Consider the following 16,912-nt stretch of genomic DNA (forward strand, 5'->3'; position numbering starts at 1 on the left):
TGTGCCTGTAAAAGCCTTTGCAAAACAAATATCTGCTACGCGTGATCACCGTTTATTGGCAGAGTCTCTTTTTGACTACTTGACTAAGATGCTTACTCCAAAAGGGATTGGGATATTTGCAGAACCGATACCAGAAGTCGATTCGTTCCCCTTGTTTTCTTATGGAGAGCTAACGTCTCTGGCAAATTATCCTGCTACGTTTTGGCCTTGGGTTTCTCAATTCGATACCGCAGATGGTGTGCTCCCAATGTCTATCAACACTTGTAAGTGGGAACACATGAAAGTGTTAGGTGGAGAGTCATTCATCATGATGCTCGACAACGCGCCTGCCTGTAGAACTTATTTAATTGTTCAAAATTGCAATGCTCAACATATCAACCAAACCTTCGACCAAGATCTTGATGTTCTTCAACTTGCAGCAGCCCGCTGGCAATGCATTCGTGCAGAAAAGAACGCTGCGCTGGAGATCAAACACCGCGACACGCGTGAAGCGCAGTACCTTGATGAAATAAAGCTTCGTGAACTGTTTGTGGAGAATATGAAACTGGTTCATCAGGTGGCATTAGAGCTTTCTAATCCTGACTCTTTGGATGCCTTGTATAAAGCCTCGGTTGAGGCGGTTCGTGATCGGTTAGGATTTGATCGTGCGATCTTCATGCTATTGGATATGAAAAAGCGCTGTTTTAGCGGGACATACGGCACTGATGAGTCCGGTAAGACAAACAGTGAGCACCATACTCAATATGATTTACACCAGCTTGAAGCTGAATATATTGAAGCTTTGTCTGACAATCACACCAACCTCATTGTTATCGAGCAAGCCCCGCTCTACACGGAAGGAAAAGTGGTCGGGCAGGGGTGGAATGGAATGCTCATCTTACGTGAAGGTGATAAACCCGTCGGATGGATTGCGATGGATAACTACATTCACCGTTCACCCATCACCAATTATCAAAAGCAGATGCTTGAATCCTTTGGCTCTCTGCTTTCTCAGATCTACATTCGCAAACGCCAAGAACAAAATATACGCATGTTGCACTCAAGTATGGTGGAGCTATCTCGCTGCGATACTGTCAGTGAAGTGTGTAAATCGGCGGTGAGCTTTGCGATTCAGCATTTAGGCATCGACCGACTGGCGGTTTTCCTCACCGATAAAAATTGCAGTTACATGCAAGGCACGTGGGGCACGGACATAAAAGGCGATATTGTCGATGAGTCCTATTATCGCTCTGAGCTGGTAGAGCGAGACATCGTAGCCGCAGCTCGTGCTTGCCCTAATCAAGTGGCGTTTGAAGAATCAGTCCCTATTTATCACGACTTCAATATTGTCGGAGTCGGTTGGACGGCCATGACTATGCTCACCACAAACACGAGTGAACCGATTGCGTTTATCGCAGCTGATAACTTGTTAACTCGCAGTCCCTTAACTTCACAGCTTCGCGAAGTGATTCGTATATTTGCCTCTAGCCTTGCAGAGGTATTGCAAAGAACCATGGCTCAAGAGGAGCTGAAAAAGCTCAATGAAACGCTTGAACAAGAGGTCAGCAAACGCACTCAAGAGCTTGAAAGAGCCAATGAACAGTTGGATATTATTTCTAAATTAGACCCTCTAACACGTCTTGGAAACCGTCGTATGCTGTCGCAGGTCTTAGAAGATTTGAACTGCGACGATCAAGGTGCTTTTGCCACACAACATGAAATTACATTTGGGCTTATACTTGTCGATTTAGATCATTTTGGCTTGTACAACAGTGTTTATGGTCATACAGAGGGTGACGCTGCTCTGCGAACCATCGGCAAGATACTTAATGCTCATGTTCATAGCGATAAGGAAACTTTCTGTCGTATTGGTGGTGAAGAGTTTATGTTGTTGATGATCGGCACTCATCACTCTGAAACTAAACAGCGTGCAGAGTCGATCAGAAAATGCATTGAAGAGGCGAAGATCCTTCATTGTGAAAGCAGCACCAGCCAGTATTTAACTGCATCTGTTGGTTACGCGTCGATAACCTCAGACCAGCATCAATTCGATTTCGACTTGCTGTATGGCAAGGCAGACAAAGCTTTGTATCAAGCCAAAGACTCAGGGCGAAATCGAATTGTCTCTGCTCTAAAGCGAAGAAAGGTTGCGACGCCACTGACTTAGTGTGGCATTTATTTTTTCATCTCTTAAAAACGACTGATGCCGTGATGATCACAATGTGGTCATCACGGCTTCGTTTTTTTTGTTTACTTAGATTCTCTGCTTAACTAGCGTTCTGCTTATTTAGATGGCTGGTTAATTAAAGCCTTTCTAACGTGCTCTTATGAGCTTTGTTCGAGATGCGTTTTGGCTTCTTAACCGCTTTGATTGCTAGAGCTGGATCCCATGACTGACTTGGTGATCCAGTTTCAGCATAGAGGCTTTGGTTGAGCTTGGTTAGCTCCGCTTCAATTGCTTCTAACGTTTCACCACTCAAGCTTGAGTTTTCTGTTTTCCATTGCTCAAACAAGGTTCTCGTCATCACCCCATCTTTCGCTTTCAGCGCGGTAATCAGCGCTTCGGCTGTATCGGATTGATGTTCATCTTGGCGCTTTGGTTTTACTGTTGTGCCGCGGCGTGACCAGAAGTAGAAAGCAACTGTAGAACTGATTAACCACAAGGCAGCGAACAGCGCGGTTAGGTAAGGCCATATGCCAGGGGTATCAACGGTAACAATCGTCGGGCTGGCTTGTTTGGTTGGTGTTTCTGTCAGAGGCGGCGGCGTGCTTGAGATCGCGCGATCACTTGCCTGAACCGACAACTCAAGTCCAAGAGCTTTACTGGTCTTTTGTGATTGCGAATCGGTGTTAAACCAAGTTTGAGAAACATCAGGCAGAGAGATGCTTCCAGATTCCTTAGGGATTAGAACCTGTTTATACACAACGATAGCATTACCGGATTGGGTAGTGCCAAATTGCGGTTTCTCTTCATAAACACGTACCGATTTAGGGTAGGTGATCTTCAGTTTTGGCAGTTGATGCTGGGTCAAGTTGCTGGCTGTCATTGTGATGGTACGAGTTAACGAATCACCTGCTTCCATTTCAATATTCTGCTTCTCGCCACCTAAAGTATTGCTATCTGTCAGCTCGTTGCCTTGGCTATCTGACCATTTCTGAATCAACTTGAAGTTCGATGTTGGTAACCACTCACCTTGATAGCCTTTTGGTACCGGATTTACTGTGACATCTAAGGTTTCAACAGGCGTGTCGAGCTGGAAAAGACGCGTTGTGCTTGAGTTGTTGGTTGAGTAAACAACTGCACCAGTTAACTTTGGCCCTTGAAGCTGAAATTGTCCTGCTTGCTGTGACGATATATGGAAAGATTGCTGAACAACGGTGACTTCTTGTCCGTTGATAACATCTTGAAATTGCTTAGACTCTCCAATCGGCTCAACGTCTAATTTTGCTGAACTTGGTGGTGCAATTTTAGGATCTTGCAGCCTTCTAGGATCAGCCTTAATGATGAGCTTTACATCAAGCTCCGCGACCTCTTGAGGGTATAGTGAGTCTTTACTCAGATTAAGTTGAAACACGGCCATGTCACTCTGCTTTGGAGCTGCTTTATTAACCGAAACGTTGATAGTGATAGGCTTCGTTTTAGCCCCTTCAATATCAAAGCTAGGAATATCTAATCGGCCTAATCGAAGTGGGGCAAGGGTAATATTCCATTCGCTAGACACAGTGCGGCTACCATTTACGATTCGCATCGACGACCCAAAGCTTGGGGTGCCGACGTAGAAATCCTTCTGAAGGGGGGCGAGATCTAAAGCGTCGGACGATACTTTTTCATCGGTCGCCACTCTAAGTAGGAAGACTTCATCTTTGGTAACACTGTTTTGCGAAACACTCGCAACAGCGGCTGCTGCTAATACAGAATGTGACGAGAAAACACCGATTAGCAGTGTCAGTAGTATTGATAAAAATGGCTTGTTTAAAAATCGCATGGTTACCACTTTTTGTTTTGGTTGTTAGGAGCACTTTTTTGTCGTGCTTGTAGAATCATTTGCGCTTTAAGCAGTTGGCTCGGATCACGGGCGCTTTCTACTTGTTCAAGTTTTCGCATATCAGGATCGCTCGACATAGGTTGACCTGATACTTGTGCTGAAGTTTGTTGAGTGTTGTTATCACTGTCTTCCTTAGCAGCCTCTTGAGCTTGAGCTGTCTGAGATGCAGAGTCATCTTTGTCTTGTGACGGCCTACCTGCTTGAGCCGCTTTGTTTTGTTGCACAGCTTGCTTGTCGTTTTCTTCATCCATCTTGGAATCAGAGCGGTTATCAGCTTGGCTTTGGTCAGTATTCTGAGCTTGGTTTTCACTTTGATCTTGTTTGTTGCTTTGATCTTGGTTGCCGCTTTGACTTTGCGACTTCCCATTGTCAGTAGAGCTTTGTTGTTGATCCTGCGAGCTTTTCGAAGAATCATTTTGCTGACCTTGCTGACCTTGCTGACCTTGCTGACCTTGCTGACCTTGCTGACCTTGCTGACCTTGGTCTTTCTGATCTTTGGATTCAGAATCACCTTGCTGTTGCTGTTGCTGTTGCTGTTGCTGTTGCTGTTGCTGTTGCTGTTGCTGTTGCTGTTGCTTCTGAGCTTGTTCGACAATCTCTAGGTTCTTCTTCGCATAAGCATGTTCAGGGTTGCTTTCGAGAATGCGTTGATACTCTTTTATCGCTTGGTCGTACTTACCTTGCTTTGCTTGTGCATTGGCGAGGTTGTAGCGAGCATCTTCGCCGGAAAGGCTTTGTAGCGTCTGTTCGGCCGCTTCGAAATCACCGGCTTTGTATTGCGCAATGCCTTTCCATTCTTGCTGTTCGAACTGTTCTGCGGCTTGTTGAAAGTCCTCATCTTGATATAACTGATAACCCACCTGATCATCGGTTTTCCAAGGATTCGCAAACGCAGAATTCGGCTGGCTGAACGATACAAGCACAGCTAGGCCACACCAAATAACCCCTTTTCGAAATAGCCCAAGGGCAGGAAGTAACAAAAACGGCAATAACCAGAAACCGTTGTTCACTCTGGTATTGAGCGAGTTATTGGTTTTAGTCACTTCTGATGTTGTAGCAATTCGATCGAGATAACTTGCGATGTGTTCAACGTCTGAGTTATCAAATTGTACCTCAGTGAATGTGCCGCCAGAGCGACGAGTCAGGTCGCGCATATTGTCTAAGTTGGTTTTCGCAACCACGGTTTGTCCGGAGTCAGTCTGTAACATCGAACCTGTAGGTAATGAGATCGGCGCGCCGCTTTTCGTACCTACAGCCAAGACTGATAACGTCCAATTACTACCAGAGAGTAGTGAGTCGATATCTTTCTTCTCTTGACCATCAATATCATCAGCAATCAGTACCAGATCGCCTTGGTAGATATGAGCGCGAGTCATCATCTCAATCGCGAGCTTAACTGCCGATGCTGCATTGCCGCCTTGGAAGGGCATGATATCTGGTGATAGGTTGGGTACGAGGTTCTTGATGGTGTTGATGTCTGACGTTAGCGGACTGATGGTGTAAGCATCTCCGGCGTATGCCACCATTCCTGTTAGGCCTTCTTTCCATAACGAAAGCAGATCCAGAGCCTTGTATCGCGCCTGTGTTAAACGGTTCGGTTTAATGTCAGTGGCATACATAGACATCGACATATCCATGATCACAACTCGTGCCTCCGTTTTTTCAAAGCTTGGCTGTTCATTTTTTTCAAAGCTTGGACCGGCCAATGCGATGACACCGACCAACCACCAAACACCGAAATAAGTGCTGCGGTTTTTCGAGGGTTTGTTCGATTCAGGAGCCAAATAACGTGCGATGTGTGACGCCAATAACCCTTGCTTGGATTGTCTCTTGCTAAGCCACCAAATAGCGGGCAGCACGGCAAGAGCCAAGAACCAATATGGGTAGATAAAAGTAAAGTTAGACATTGTTTCTCCTAATGGCTAACAGCATAAATGCGAAGAACATTGCCGCAGACAGAGGCCACACAAACCACTCTTGTTGTGGTCGCCATATCTTAGTGGCGTTCGTCACGGGTTCTAACTGGTTGATGGTGTCGTAAATCGTTGCTAGCTCTTTGCTGTCACGCGCACGGAAGTACTGACCGCCAGTGCGTTTGGCAATTTCCATTAGGGTGCGTTCATCCAAATCTTGAGCAGTATTGACCTTACGAGTCATGAAGAACTCTTTGACCATCATTTCACCCGCACCGACACCCACGGTGTAAATCGTCGCGTTGTACTTCTTAGCAATATCGGCAGCTTCAAGTGGATCTAATACGCCCGCGGTATTGCTGCCGTCACTGAGTAGAATCATTACACGCTGAGGGGCATAGCTATCGACAAAGGTTTTGGTGGCAAGGCCGATACCATCACCGATCGCAGTTTGAGTACCGATAAGCTTTAACACCGCTTGATTGAGCTGTTGTGAAAGCGTGTCTCTGTCTAACGTCAGTGGCGTCTGCAAGTAGGCGTGATCAGCAAATAGCACCAATCCGACTCGGTCGCCTTTTCGTCGTTCAATAAAGTCACTCAATACATGTTTTACCGCAGATAAGCGATCGATGTATTCGCCATTGAATTGCATGTCTTCTTGACTCATCGAGTAGGAGAGGTCGACAACCAACATCAAATCACGGTGTTTCGGCTGAAACTCAACCGGTTCACCGTACCAAACTGGACGTGCCATGGCCGTTACCAATAAAAGCCAGATGATGACTGACAAGGCTTTGGGTAAGCGACTGCTCGGTGTTTTGGTATTGCTGTCCTCGGGCAAAAACGGAAGCCTTAGGGCATTGTTCGATTCCGCCTTAGGAGAGAACAAGTAAACGAGAACCGGTAGTGGCGCGAGCAAAAACATCCACCACCAAACGAATTCAATATTTAGTAAGCTCGTGTTTAAAAGATCAGTCATAACGACCTCGCTTTGGAGGAAGGGCTTTACGAAGCCAGGTTTCGCAGTCATTAACCAATTGCTGTTGAGCCTTTTTCTGTTCGTCGTTCATTAGGGCTGCATTTTGATAGAGCGCTTGCTGCCACTGGGATTGTTTTGCTACAAATAACGGCTTCGCTAATTGCGCATCTAAAAAAGCCAACCAATCATCACCAGATAAGCCTGCCACTTTGTCGCGTGGAAAATAGCTCAATGCAGCCTGACGAACGATGTCTTGAGCTGCGCTCGGAGACAAGGTATTTGAAGGCTGACTGTTACGAAAGCAAGCAAGTGCTTCGTTCTTCGCGTATTGGTTCTTTTGTCTGCGTTTTATAATGAAAAATACTAAGGCGATCACAACAATGGCCGTGATAATCACAGCCCACCACCCCCATGCCAAAGGCCACCATGACGGTGCGCTTGGTGTAATAATAGGGCTCAAGTCGAGAGGTTGATTCATGACTGAACTCCTGACACTTGGCTCATTAACGATTGCGCACAAGACAATGAACTGTATGGGATCGCCAGAGAAAGGCTCATTTGCATCAGTTGTTGTTGCTTCTGATCAAATGCGTGACTGAGCTTTTCCTTTTCCCTGTTTGATGAAAAGTTAAACCATTGGGTTTTATTGCCATCGGTGATCTGTTTTGAACCTTTGAATGAAGTAACACCTTGTTCTAATGGGTCGTAAAAATGCACTAAGCGAACTCGATTATGTCGACGTATTTGATTGATAAGTGAGTAATTACTTTCGTTATAACGGACAAAGTCACTGAGCATAATGATATCGCTGCCTTTCGGGCAAAGCTGATGCAGAGACTTCAGCCCATGCTCTAAGGTTGTGTCGCTGTGATTGTCTTGGTTGGTCAGCGCTGCGTTATTGATTTCTATGACTTTTTGTAAAATACGCAGCGGAGCATGGTTGCTAGCACTTGGTTTAATCTCAATGATCTCTTGGCCAGTATCTATCACTGCGCCAATCCGGTCTTTTTGAGCGACGGTTAACCAACAAAGTTGGCTGGCAAAGTGTGCGAGTTGAACCGATTTAAGCAATAAGGTTGAGCCGAAAATCATACTGCTCGACAGATCTAAGAACAAAATCACAGGCTGTTCTCTTTCTTCTGAAAACAGTTTGGTATGCGCCTTGCCTGTTCTCGCCGTGACGCGCCAATCAATGCTACGGATGTCGTCGCCCGCCTGATATTGACGAACCTCAGAGAAATTCATCCCGCGACCTTTACGATTGCTCTCGTGTTGCCCGTTTAGTTGCGACCACAGGCTCTTGGCTGGAGGCAACCAGCGAACAGACTGCGCTTTGTATTGCAGCAGTTCGTCCAGATTTAACGTGACACCGTCACTATTGTTGGGTAATTGATTATTCATGCGCGTATTCCTATGCGCTACCAACCAACGAGATAAGGTGTGCGATCACTTGGTTTGCAGTGACCCCTTCAGCTTGTGCGTGGTAGCTACGAAGCAGGCGGTGGCGCAATACAGGGAATGCCATCGCTTGAACATCTTGTGGAGTAACATAGTCGCGGCCAGCAAGCCAAGCGTGAGCGCGAGCACAACGGTCTAACGCGATGGTTGCACGCGGGCTAACACCCATGTCTAACCATTGATCAAGTTGGTCGCTGTATTGTTTAGGTTGGCGAGTCGCCATTACCAGTCTGATTATGTACTGCTCAATGGTGTCTGCCATGTGAATGTTGAGCACTTCTTGGCGAGCTTCGAAGATAGTTTGCTGAGATACCTCTTGTGGCTGAACAGATTCGTTGCCTTGAGCTTCACCGCGGTTGAGTCGCAGGATCTCAAGCTCACTCTCCATATCTGGGTATTCAACTTCAAGGTGAAGTAAGAAACGGTCTAGTTGGGCTTCTGGCAGTGGGTATGTGCCTTCTTGCTCAATCGGGTTCTGTGTTGCCATCACCAAAAACAGTTCAGGTAGCGCATAGGTTTTTCGACCGGCAGTGACTTGTTTTTCTGCCATCGCTTCCAACATAGCCGCTTGAACTTTCGCCGGAGCACGGTTGATCTCATCTGCTAGAATAAGCGAGTTGAAAATTGGGCCTGATTGGAAAGTGAACTCCCCTGTCTCTGGTCGGAAAATATCGGTACCAGTCAAGTCAGCAGGCAGTAAGTCTGGCGTAAATTGAATGCGGTGGAAATCCCCTTCAACGCAATCAGCCAGTGATTTTACGGCGCGGGTTTTTGCCAACCCCGGAGGCCCTTCAACGAGGATATGACCATCCGCTAAAAGGGCGATCATCAGTTGCTTAACGAGCTCTTTTTGACCAATAATTTGAGACTCTAGATAGTTTTGAAGGACTTCGAAATTTGTTTTGTGCATTTTGGACTCTCTGGGTATCCATTTGATTTTTATTTTGAGTATTGGTCACTGATTACTAGGAAAAAGTTCCAGTACATTTGCGTAATTTATTTTTTCAAAATTGGAAATATTAACAAGTGTTTAGCTAAAAACATCGTTAGGTTGTGATTATTACCATATCAATTGGTTTTTATATACAAAAGCTCGACGGTGGAGAGTGGTTTGAGTTCGGTTAGATCTGAGGGCTGAGAGCTAAAAATCGACTCTCGACAATGCGGTGTTTGTATAGTTAATTCATGTTTAATGTGAATGTTTTTAAATGTTACATCACATTTGCAATTTTTTGAGAGAAAAGTCTCTAGTTTTATTAGTTGTGGCCGATACATCACTCAGATTGTGCATTGCTTGTTGGAGTGCACTAAAAAAGTCCTGTTCAGGGTACATAAATAAAGAGCGATTCTTTTTAAAGGTCCAAATATGTTGAAAACTAACTCTCTGAGTATTAAGCAAAAGGTTGTACTTGGAATTACTTTTGCGGTTCTGGCTTCTACGGTCATCGTCGGTGCGATGGCGCAACAACAAGCAAGAGATGTATTGAGCCATCGATTGGTTGATATCGAGCTTCCTGGAATGCTTGAGCGAATCAACGGTGAAATTGATCGTGAAGTCTCTCAGCTGTTGTTGGCAGCGGAGCAAATTGCTTCGAATGAATTCATTTCTGACGCTATCGATTCGACTGAACGTGATGCGGATATTGAGAATAAGCTAGTTAAACAACTGAATAACGTGCGTAACCAATACCAGTTAAACGATGCGTCGGTTGCCAACCGTGAAACAGCTTACTACTGGAACCAAAATGGTTTCCTGCGTCAGTTAAACCAACAGCAAGATGGTTGGTTCTTTGGCTTTACGCAATCTGGACAGCCGACTATGGTGAGCATGTTCCAAGAAGCTAATGGCGAAGTGAAGATGTTTGCTAACTACCAACAGCCTTCAGGTTTGGCGATGTCAGGTCTATCAAAATCGATGGATGACATGGTTAACCTACTCAATGGTTTTAAGATTGAGAATACAGGCTTCGTATTCTTAACCGATAGCCAAGGTGATGTTCAAATTCACCGTGAACGTTCACGCAGCGATTCTTCACTTCAACAACTTTACGGCCCTCAAGCCAGTCAGCTACTGAATAAGTCAGGCTTCAACTTGATTACCACTGAAAGCCAAGGCCAAGAGCTGTTCGTTGCGAGTTTATACGTGTCGTCGATGGACTGGTTTGTCATTGGTGTGGTACCAACAGGCGAAGTATTTGCTGAGCTAGATGAGACGGCACAAAAGATGCTGATCATGACGGCGGTTGTGGCATTAGCGTTTATCCTAATGGGTGTAGTACTGGCGAACAGTATTACTCAGCCGATTAAACTTTTGGCTAAGCGTTTCGGCGACCTAGGTGAAGGCGATGGTGACCTTGCGCAGCGTATCGAAGTGAAAGGCAATGATGAAATCGCTCAGCTTTCAAAAGGCTTCAATGGGTTCATTGAAAAGATTCACGAGTCGATGAAAGAGGTGTGTTCGACAAGCCAAGCGCTTCAAGTGGCAGCAGAGAGTGTTTCTAATAAAGCACATATCACCCATGACAACAGCCAAGAGCAACGTGATCAAACCCTTCAAGTGGTTGCTGCCATTAACCAAATGGGTATGACCATCAGCGAGATTGCATCGAACGCGGCAACCGCAGCTGAAACGGCAACACAAGCTTCGGGTAATACTGAAGTTGGCCGCTCTGTGGTTAACAAAGCAAAAGATGCGATTAGCCGTTTGGCGCAAGACATCGAAAGCACCGGGCAGGTAGTAGAGCAACTGGCTTCTACTACTCAAGATATTGGCTCTATTCTGGGTGTTATCCGTGATATTTCTGAGCAAACCAACTTACTTGCATTGAACGCTGCGATTGAAGCTGCGCGTGCCGGTGAGCAAGGTCGTGGGTTTGCAGTCGTTGCGGATGAAGTTCGTAACCTAGCAAGTCGTACTGCGGATTCAACGGAAGAAATTCAGAAGATGATCAACCAACTGCAAAGCGATGCGAAAGATGCGGTAACGGCAATGAGTGCAGGTAAGGTTATTACCCTTGAGGGTGTATCTGCATCGGATGAAGCGGTAGACGTATTGGGTGGTATCTCAGACCGTATCGTTGATATTACTGACCGTAACACGCAAGTTGCTACGGCAACGGAAGAGCAATCGACCGTGGTTCACACCATCAACCAGAACATTGAAGAGATCAACGCAATCAATGAAGTGACAACCGGTACTGCTGAGCAACTTGCAGAGGCGAGCCAAGAGCTTCGTGACTTGTCTTCTCGTCTAGATAAGATGGTTGGTTCGTTTAAGCTTTAACCCTTTCAAGCTGTAACATGGCTTAGATAGCGGCATAGACTAAGAGCTGGATTCATTTAATCATGAATCCAGCTCTTTTTATTTTGTGGTTTTGTTTCTTTCTAACTGACCTTAGCTTGATCTGGTTTCGGGCTTTGCTTTCAATCAACCTAGCATCACAGAGCGGAAATGAGTAAAATCTGATTAGGTTTAATATTTAGGTAAGTATCATGAGCGATTTTGAAAAAGAACTAGAGCAGATGACTCAAGAGATGGGCGATGAGCCTGAGGTAAAACTACCATCACTTGAAGAGCAAAAAGCAATTGTTGCTGAGTTCAAGCGATTAGAAGCGGAAGGCAAACTGACACCTGAAGTGTTAGAAAAGCATTTTGGCCAGTTCAATAAAACAAGTGATACGCCAATTCACTAAGTTTCAATTGAGCAAGCCTATATCTTTATCGGTTAGATAGGATGGCTTTTAGCTCAAACAGACAAAGGTCTAGTATTCGCTAGGCCTTTTTTGTTTTTATGCTGAACAGACAACGCGCGATCTGTTTAATGAAAGTAAAACTAGTCGTCTTAAATGAAAAATCCCCCTTACAAGGTAAGAGGGATTCGATATGGGCAAGTTATATCCTAAAAAGACGAACTGATTAGTCTGTGCCGTATTCTTTGTACAAACGACGACATGCGCGGCCATCGCTGTGGAACAGGTGACAACGGTGTGCTGGAATACCAATCGCCAACTTGTCACCTGATTCGATTTTCAACGTGTCTGGCTGGCGATAGATAACATCAGCATCAGCACTTTCAAGGTTTAGGTAAACCTGAGTTTCGTTACCTAGTTTCTCTACCATCATCACGTCAGCTTCAATCGTCGCGTCACCTGATTCAGCAGACATCAAGTGTTCAGGGCGAATACCCAGAGACATACGATCGCCAGCATTAACTGTCGTCCCGTCAACAGGAATCCAGAAAGTCATGCCATTAGAAAGTTGTACCAACACGCGTTCTGCTTCAGCTTGCTCGATGTGAACTGACATGAAGTTCATCTTCGGCGAGCCAATAAAGCCCGCAACGAAACGGTTTTGAGGGTAGTGGTAAAGGTCAAGCGGCTTACCGACTTGAGATACATAACCACCATCAAGAACAACGATCTTATCCGCCATTGTCATCGCTTCCACTTGGTCGTGGGTAACGTAGATCATCGTGCAACCAAGTTGACGTTGTAGCTTAGTGATTTGTGAACGCATTTGAACACGCAGCGCAGCATCTAGGTTAGATAGAGGCTCATCCAGTAGGAATACGTTAGGTTGAGAAACTAGAGTACGACCAATCGCAACACGTTGACGTTGACCACCAGAAAGTGCTTTAGGTTGACGCTCAAGAAGGTGACCAAGCTGAAGGATTTCTGCAGCATGCTCAACACGCTTGTCGATTTCAGCTTTGTTTGCGTTTGCTAACTTAAGGCCGAAAGACATGTTGTCGTATAGGTTAAGGTGAGGGTAAAGCGCGTAAGATTGGAATACCATACCTACGCCACGCTTTGATGGCTCAACGTCGTTCATGCGTTGGTCGCCAATGTACAAATCACCAGACGTAATGTCCTCTAGACCTGCGATACAGCGTAATAGCGTCGATTTACCACAACCTGATGGTCCAACGAATACTACGAACTCACCTTCGTTGATGTCTAAGGTTACGTCCTTAGAAATCTGTACATCACCATATGATTTATAAACGTTTTTTAACGTGACACTCGCCATCTAGCTTGTCCTCGATCGATCAAATTTTAAGTTTTACTGCTTATCATTATAAGAAATTTTTGGGTCAGCAGTAACTGTAGGAATGGGTAAGTATTGAGTGAGTAAGAAAAAAGTGGGTGAGACTTGGCTTCTTTAACCAAGCCCACCCGTCATAGCCAAACTGATGTCCATTTCCCCCACATCCAGCTAAACCTCCCCCGTGATTCAATCACAGATTTAGCTCGATGCTAATAATAAGACACCAGCGAGCAGTGAAGCCAACTAAATGAATAATGCGTCAACGCATAACACTTGCCGGTAAAGGGTTCTTACTATCCACTCTTGGATGACTGCAGTTTCGGTGAATTAGCGTAAGGGTACATCCTCCTAATGGAAAATTAACTAGGGGGAGTAGGAGGGGAGGAGTAGATAAATGGGGTTATCCTCAATTGGCGATCCAGTTCAAATAAATCCACCACATAACGGTGATGTTGATCACGATGACTATACGTTTTGTGATTTCAGTCTCTAATCTGACCGGATGGCGATCACGAATTTAAGCCATAATAGCTAGGGCGTAGTGGCTAGGATGATGAGCTATGGTCTGTTTTCTCAGATCATAACCTCCGAAAACTGGCTCGTCTTGGTAGATGTGCCCTACGTATAAATATAAAAAGGATATTCACATGAAAAACGCTCTAAGCGCTGTAGCTCTAGGTACAATAGTTGCTCTGTGTTCTTTTGGTGCAAATGCTGCTATCGAAGAAGGACAACTAACAATCTGGGTAGGTGGTGACAAAGCTTATGAAGGCATGGCTGAAGTAGGTAAACGCTTCGAAGAAGATACTGGTGTTAAAGTAACCGTTGCTTTCCCTGATAAGCTAGAAGAGAAATTCCCTCAAGTAGCAGCAGCTGGCGATGGCCCAGACATGATCTTCTACGCTCATGACCGTTTTGGCGGCTATGCAGAAGCAGGGCTTCTTGTTGATATCAAACCTTCTAAAGAAACTAAAGAAGGTATCGTAGACTTCGCATGGGACGCTGTTTCATACGAAGGTAAAACAATCGCATACCCTGTAGCGGTTGAGTCAGTTTCACTAATCTACAACAAAGCACTTGTTCCTAACCCTCCTAAGTCTTGGGAAGAAATCCCAGCACTTGATGCTGAACTTAAAAAAGATGGCAAAAAAGCGATCATGTGGCCTCTACGTGGCGGCGCTTACTTCACATGGCCTCTACTTGCAGCTGACGGCGGTTACGCATTCAAACAGACTGCAGAAGGTTACGACATTAAAGATGCGGGCGTAGCGACTGACGGTGTTCAGAAGTCTCTAGGTTTCATCGAGAAGATGGTACAAGACAAAGTTATCTCTGCAGACATGGATTACTCAGTTGCTGAGTCTGAATTTGTTGCGGGTAATGTTGCAATGACAATTAACGGCCCTTGGGGTTGGGAAAACATCAAGAAAGCTGGCGTAGATTACGGCGTAACAACGTTACCTAAATTCAACGGTAAAGCGTCTAAACCTTTCGTTGGTGTATGGGCGGGTGGTATCAGCACTGCTTCTCCAAACCGCGACCTAGCTGTTGAGTTCATGGAAAACTACCTACTAACTGATGAAGGTATGAAGAGCCTAAACGACGACAAGCCACTAGGTGCAGTTGCTCTTAACTCTTTCCAACGTCAACTAGACAGCGATACTCGTATTGCAGCAACAATGGACAACGCGATGAACGGTGAAATCATGCCTAACATCCCTCAGTTCACAACATTCTGGTACAGCATGGAAGAAGCGATCGGCAACGTAGTTGACGGCCGTCAATCAGTAGACCAAGCACTAAAAGCTGCTGAAGGTCGCATGACTAAGTAACAACCAAGCACTACCTTTTAAGGAGGGGGTAACCTCTCCTTACTTTTCTATTTTTTATCTATATCGCTAGCAGGTTCCTCTATGCAGTCAGTTCAAGGTACAGATGCTATCCCAGCACCATCAAGCCTTCCAGGCAGTAAAAGCGTCTTCATCAAATGGGGGTTGCTTGGTAGCGTTGGCTTAATAAACGGCTACGCTACAATTCTAATGTATTCTCGCGGTGAGCTCGCTTTTGCGCTGCTTACAGTGATCTTAACGGCTTTGGCACTTTACATTTTTGGTAGTAAGAAAACTTACGCCCACCGTTATATTTACCCAGGTATTGCCGGAATGATCTTGTTCATTCTTTTCCCATTGGCATACACCGTAGGGCTTGCGTTTACTAACTACAGCGCGAAAAACCAGCTTTCTCTTGAGCGTACTCAAACCGTTCTTTTAGACCGTTCTTTCCAAAGCGGTGAGAGCTACCCATTCACTTTGTACAAGACAGATGATGGTCACCAGATCGTCGTAAAAGATGGCGACCAACTGTTAGCGACTGACGTATTTTCTCTAGACAATATGACAGAAACCGAGATGGACTTATCTGTTATCGAGTCTGCGCAAGGTGAAAAAGAGAAGATCAAAGCGATCATCCAAAACCGAGCAGCGATCAGTGGTGTTGATTTCAATCTACCGGACGGTGGTGACATCCGCATGAGTGGCTTACGTAAGTTTGCTTCTGTTGCTCCGCTTTACACCCTTCAAGACGATGAAGAAACGTTAATCAACAATGAAACGGGTGAAGTTCTCAAGCCAAATATGGATGTGGGTTTCTACCAGCCTGTTGATGCAAACGGTGAGTTTACGGGTAATACCATCTCTCCCGGTTTCGTGGTTAGCATTGGTACACATAACTTTGAGCGTGTATGGAAAGATGATGGCATTAAAGAACCATTTATCAGCATCTTTATTTGGACGGTTATCTTCTCGGTATGTACCGTAGCGTTCACGCTAGTTATCGGTCTTGTACTGGCTAACATCGTGCAATGGGAAGAGTTGAAAGGTCGTTCTATTTATCGTGTTCTACTGATTCTGCCTTACGCCGTCCCTGCGTTTATCTCGATTCTTATCTTTAAGGGTTTATTCAACCAAAGCTTTGGTGAGATCAACATGGTGCTAGAGAATATCTTCGGCTTAAGCCCTAACTGGTTCTCAGACCCGATTCTTGCGAAAACCATGGTGTTGATGGTTAACACATGGCTCGGTTTCCCTTACATGATGATTCTATGTATGGGTCTGCTTAAAGCGATTCCTGATGATTTATACGAAGCGTCAGCAATCGATGGTGCGAACTTCTTGGATAACTTTAAGCGCATTACGTTCCCATTGATGATTAAACCGCTTACACCGCTATTGATTGCAGCGTTTGCCTTTAACTTCAACAACTTCGTAATGATTCAACTATTGACGAACGGTGGCCCGAACATGATTGGTACTTCTGAGCCAGCGGGTTACACAGACTTGCTTGTAAGCTACACATACCGAATTGCATTCGAAGGCGGCGGCGGTCAAGACTTCGGTCTAGCAAGTGCTATCGCAACGCTTATCTTCCTATTGGTTGGTGCACTAGCGTTACTAAACCTTCGTTTCACTAAACTGTCTCAAGATTAAGGAGC

The 16,912-nt window shown here is 45.3% G+C and carries 12 protein-coding genes; 5 read left to right on the plus strand and 7 right to left on the minus strand.

The window, feature by feature from the left end; all coding sequences use genetic code 11:
- Nucleotide 1 precedes the first annotated feature (1 nt).
- Complete coding sequence (locus tag BCU34_RS17535; protein ID WP_102479021.1) at nucleotides 2-2,146, plus strand: GGDEF domain-containing protein; 2,145 nt, start codon at nucleotides 2-4, stop codon at nucleotides 2,144-2,146.
- A 136-nt stretch (nucleotides 2,147-2,282) separates the two neighbouring features.
- Here the strand turns inward: BCU34_RS17535 and BCU34_RS17540 are convergent, their stop codons facing one another.
- The 6 genes from BCU34_RS17540 to BCU34_RS17565 are packed head-to-tail and all read right to left on the minus strand — an operon-like array spanning nucleotide 2,283 to nucleotide 9,285.
- Complete coding sequence (locus BCU34_RS17540) at nucleotides 2,283-3,965, minus strand: BatD family protein (RefSeq protein ID WP_102479020.1); 1,683 nt, start codon at nucleotides 3,963-3,965, stop codon at nucleotides 2,283-2,285.
- A gap of 2 nt (nucleotides 3,966-3,967) precedes the next feature.
- The gene (locus BCU34_RS17545; RefSeq protein ID WP_108145154.1) at nucleotides 3,968-5,932 is read right to left on the minus strand and encodes a vWA domain-containing protein; all 1,965 of its coding nucleotides are present in this window, start codon (nucleotides 5,930-5,932) and stop codon (nucleotides 3,968-3,970) included.
- Nucleotides 5,925-6,917 (minus strand): vWA domain-containing protein, encoded by a 993-nt coding sequence (locus BCU34_RS17550; RefSeq protein WP_102479018.1) that lies wholly within the window; start codon nucleotides 6,915-6,917, stop codon nucleotides 5,925-5,927. The genes BCU34_RS17545 and BCU34_RS17550 overlap by 8 nt, the downstream gene beginning before the upstream one ends.
- A complete protein-coding gene (locus tag BCU34_RS17555) occupies nucleotides 6,910-7,395 on the minus strand; it encodes a DUF4381 domain-containing protein (protein ID WP_102479017.1) in 486 nt (161 codons plus the stop codon). Before BCU34_RS17555 ends, BCU34_RS17550 begins: the two co-directional genes overlap by 8 nt.
- Nucleotides 7,392-8,318 carry a DUF58 domain-containing protein gene (locus BCU34_RS17560; RefSeq protein WP_102479016.1) on the minus strand — a complete coding sequence of 309 codons (927 nt, stop codon included), beginning with the start codon at nucleotides 8,316-8,318 and terminating at the stop codon, nucleotides 7,392-7,394. Before BCU34_RS17560 ends, BCU34_RS17555 begins: the two co-directional genes overlap by 4 nt.
- Before the next feature lie 10 nt (nucleotides 8,319-8,328).
- Nucleotides 8,329-9,285: an AAA family ATPase gene (locus BCU34_RS17565; RefSeq protein WP_055319673.1), complete on the minus strand. Its 957-nt coding sequence runs from the start codon at nucleotides 9,283-9,285 to the stop codon at nucleotides 8,329-8,331.
- 456 nt (nucleotides 9,286-9,741) lie between these two features.
- Between BCU34_RS17565 and BCU34_RS17570 the strand changes: the two genes are divergently transcribed.
- Both BCU34_RS17570 and BCU34_RS17575 read left to right on the plus strand, forming a co-directional pair.
- Nucleotides 9,742-11,658: a methyl-accepting chemotaxis protein gene (locus tag BCU34_RS17570; RefSeq protein WP_102479015.1), complete on the plus strand. Its 1,917-nt coding sequence runs from the start codon at nucleotides 9,742-9,744 to the stop codon at nucleotides 11,656-11,658.
- Nucleotides 11,659-11,867: 209 nt separating this feature from the next.
- A complete protein-coding gene (locus BCU34_RS17575) occupies nucleotides 11,868-12,068 on the plus strand; it encodes a hypothetical protein (protein WP_017065689.1) in 201 nt (66 codons plus the stop codon).
- A gap of 223 nt (nucleotides 12,069-12,291) precedes the next feature.
- Here BCU34_RS17575 and malK read toward each other — a convergent pair whose 3' ends face one another.
- A complete protein-coding gene (gene malK / locus BCU34_RS17580; protein WP_017060047.1) occupies nucleotides 12,292-13,404 on the minus strand; it encodes a maltose/maltodextrin ABC transporter ATP-binding protein MalK in 1,113 nt (370 codons plus the stop codon).
- 665 nt (nucleotides 13,405-14,069) lie between these two features.
- On the opposite strand from malK, the gene malE reads away from it, so the two are divergent.
- Together malE and malF are read left to right on the plus strand one after the other, a co-directional pair.
- Nucleotides 14,070-15,254, plus strand: a complete 1,185-nt coding sequence (malE, locus tag BCU34_RS17585) for a maltose/maltodextrin ABC transporter substrate-binding protein MalE (RefSeq protein WP_102478659.1) — start codon at nucleotides 14,070-14,072, stop codon at nucleotides 15,252-15,254.
- Nucleotides 15,255-15,335: 81 nt separating this feature from the next.
- Nucleotides 15,336-16,907, plus strand: a complete 1,572-nt coding sequence (malF, locus tag BCU34_RS17590) for a maltose ABC transporter permease MalF (protein WP_017060049.1) — start codon at nucleotides 15,336-15,338, stop codon at nucleotides 16,905-16,907.
- The last annotated feature ends 5 nt before the right edge of the window (nucleotides 16,908-16,912 follow it).

This window comes from Vibrio sp. 10N.286.45.E10, from assembly GCF_002874195.2.
GTDB classification, from domain to species: Bacteria; Pseudomonadota; Gammaproteobacteria; order Enterobacterales; family Vibrionaceae; genus Vibrio; species Vibrio crassostreae.

Coding starts and splice junctions, on each gene's coding strand:
- malF (WP_017060049.1), top strand. CDS start 15,336: ATGCAGTCAGTTCAAGGTACAGATGCTATCCCAGCACCATCAAGCCTT.
- BCU34_RS17570 (WP_102479015.1), top strand. CDS start 9,742: ATGTTGAAAACTAACTCTCTGAGTATTAAGCAAAAGGTTGTACTTGGA.
- BCU34_RS17560 (WP_102479016.1), bottom strand. CDS start 8,318: ATGAATAATCAATTACCCAACAATAGTGACGGTGTCACGTTAAATCTG.
- BCU34_RS17555 (WP_102479017.1), bottom strand. CDS start 7,395: ATGAATCAACCTCTCGACTTGAGCCCTATTATTACACCAAGCGCACCG.
- BCU34_RS17550 (WP_102479018.1), bottom strand. CDS start 6,917: ATGACTGATCTTTTAAACACGAGCTTACTAAATATTGAATTCGTTTGG.
- malK (WP_017060047.1), bottom strand. CDS start 13,404: ATGGCGAGTGTCACGTTAAAAAACGTTTATAAATCATATGGTGATGTA.
- malE (WP_102478659.1), top strand. CDS start 14,070: ATGAAAAACGCTCTAAGCGCTGTAGCTCTAGGTACAATAGTTGCTCTG.
- BCU34_RS17545 (WP_108145154.1), bottom strand. CDS start 5,932: ATGTCTAACTTTACTTTTATCTACCCATATTGGTTCTTGGCTCTTGCC.
- BCU34_RS17575 (WP_017065689.1), top strand. CDS start 11,868: ATGAGCGATTTTGAAAAAGAACTAGAGCAGATGACTCAAGAGATGGGC.
- BCU34_RS17540 (WP_102479020.1), bottom strand. CDS start 3,965: ATGCGATTTTTAAACAAGCCATTTTTATCAATACTACTGACACTGCTA.
- BCU34_RS17565 (WP_055319673.1), bottom strand. CDS start 9,285: ATGCACAAAACAAATTTCGAAGTCCTTCAAAACTATCTAGAGTCTCAA.